The sequence below is a fragment of the Candidatus Kurthia intestinigallinarum genome (assembly GCF_003991225.1).
GTDB classification, from domain to species: Bacteria; Bacillota; Bacilli; order Bacillales_A; family Planococcaceae; genus Kurthia; species Kurthia populi.
In genome coordinates, this window is record NZ_JTFC01000131.1 from 1 (window position 1) to 1,661 (window position 1,661).

Annotated in this window: 1 protein-coding gene and 1 pseudogene; both read left to right on the forward strand. The window is 32.9% G+C overall.

Annotated features, from left to right (window positions below):
* Positions 1-441 (forward strand): annotated as a pseudogene (locus QI30_RS20655) (hypothetical protein); the annotation flags it as partial.
* On the forward strand, positions 434-1,661 hold a 1,228-nt coding region (locus QI30_RS19165; protein ID WP_233600642.1), incomplete at its 3' end, for a DEAD/DEAH box helicase. The pseudogene QI30_RS20655 and the gene QI30_RS19165, both read left to right, overlap by 8 nt.

Here is a 1,661-nt window from a genome sequence, read left to right on the forward strand (position 1 = left end):
GCTATTACACCAAGCCCTAGCTTTTTAGAAATTATTGATCACATTTTAAATATAAATATCATTAATATGAACGCAATAAATTTTTTGGTCCCTCTTTTTAATACTCATGAGTTAGTAAGAGATAACGAAAATAATATTCAATATGGCGAATTAGGCCGAATTTCTGAGTGGGAAATTGATTATCGTAATAAACAAATTCAGCGTGTTGAATATATTTATAAAGATGTCGTTGAAGAGCAACAAGATCGTTTTCATTATGAGCAAAGCTTGTTAAATGAGGAACCTATGCAATTGAGTTTGTTCGATTTAACAGGAGAACAAGACTTATTTGTTGAAGAAAAATATATTAAGAAAGCAATACCTATTCGTATATTTGAAAAAGTACCATTTTTAGATTTAGTTAAGGCAACTATTGTGAAGGATGGCGAATCAAGTGACTAAAGATTATTATCAAACATTTAATTTTAAAGTAATTTATATTTTTTCAATTCCACATGCATCTCATAAAGGACGACTGAAAATCGGCGACACGGTTTTTGAAGGGAATCCTTACGATAAAGAGGCTATGAAAGCAGCTGTAAAACAACGTATTGACCAATATACTAAAACAGCGGATATAGAATATAATTTATTGCATTTTGATTTAGCTGTAACGAATAAAGGAAAAGCATTTAGAGATTATGACGTTCATTCGGTCTTAAAACGTTCAGGTATTAAACAAACCTCAACAACTAAAGGTCGAGAATGGTTTGAAATTGACCTAGATACAGCTATCGCTGCAATTGAGGCTGTAAAAAAAGGAGAATCTTCTCTTGGGCAAATTAAAGCAACTACCCATATGGAGCAAATTATTTTCCGACCTGAACAAGAAAAAGCAATTGTTGAAACATTAGCATCTATTGATAAAGGAAAAACGAAAAAACTTTGGAATGCCAAAATGCGTTTCGGTAAGACAGTTAGTGCTTTAGAGCTTGTAAAACGAGCTGGATTCAAAAAAACGATTATTATTACGCATCGTCCTGTGGTTAGCGCTGGTTGGTTTGAGGACTTCCATAAAATTTTTAATAATGATTATCGCTTCGGCTCAAACCATAAAGGCGAATCCTTTACCAATTTAATAAATGGAGCAAATCCATTTGTATATTTCGCCTCTATGCAAGATTTACGAGGCTCTGTCAAAGTCGGCGGTGATCACGAAAAGAATGATTTAATCTTCGAAACCAAATGGGACTGTGTAATTGTTGATGAAGCACACGAAGGTAATAAAACACCTCTAGCTAAGGCCGTACATAAAAATCTTGAACGCTCCTTTACCCTTGAATTATCTGGGACACCATTTAATCTCTTTGAAGATTACGAGGATGAAGCAGATATTTATACGTGGGACTATGTTATGGAACAACAAGCTAAGTATGAGTGGGATCAAAATAATTTTGGTGATTCAAATCCATACGCAAGCTTACCTAAATTATCTATTTTTACATATCACCTTGATAAAGAATTCATCAATCATCAATATGTTGATATTGAAGATAAAGCTTTTAACTTCAGAGAATTCTTCAGAACGTATGACAATAATGAGCCAAACTTTTCATTACGTGGGAAATTTGTTCACGAAAAAGATGTATGGGATTTTTTAAATTTAATTTCTAAAAAAGACC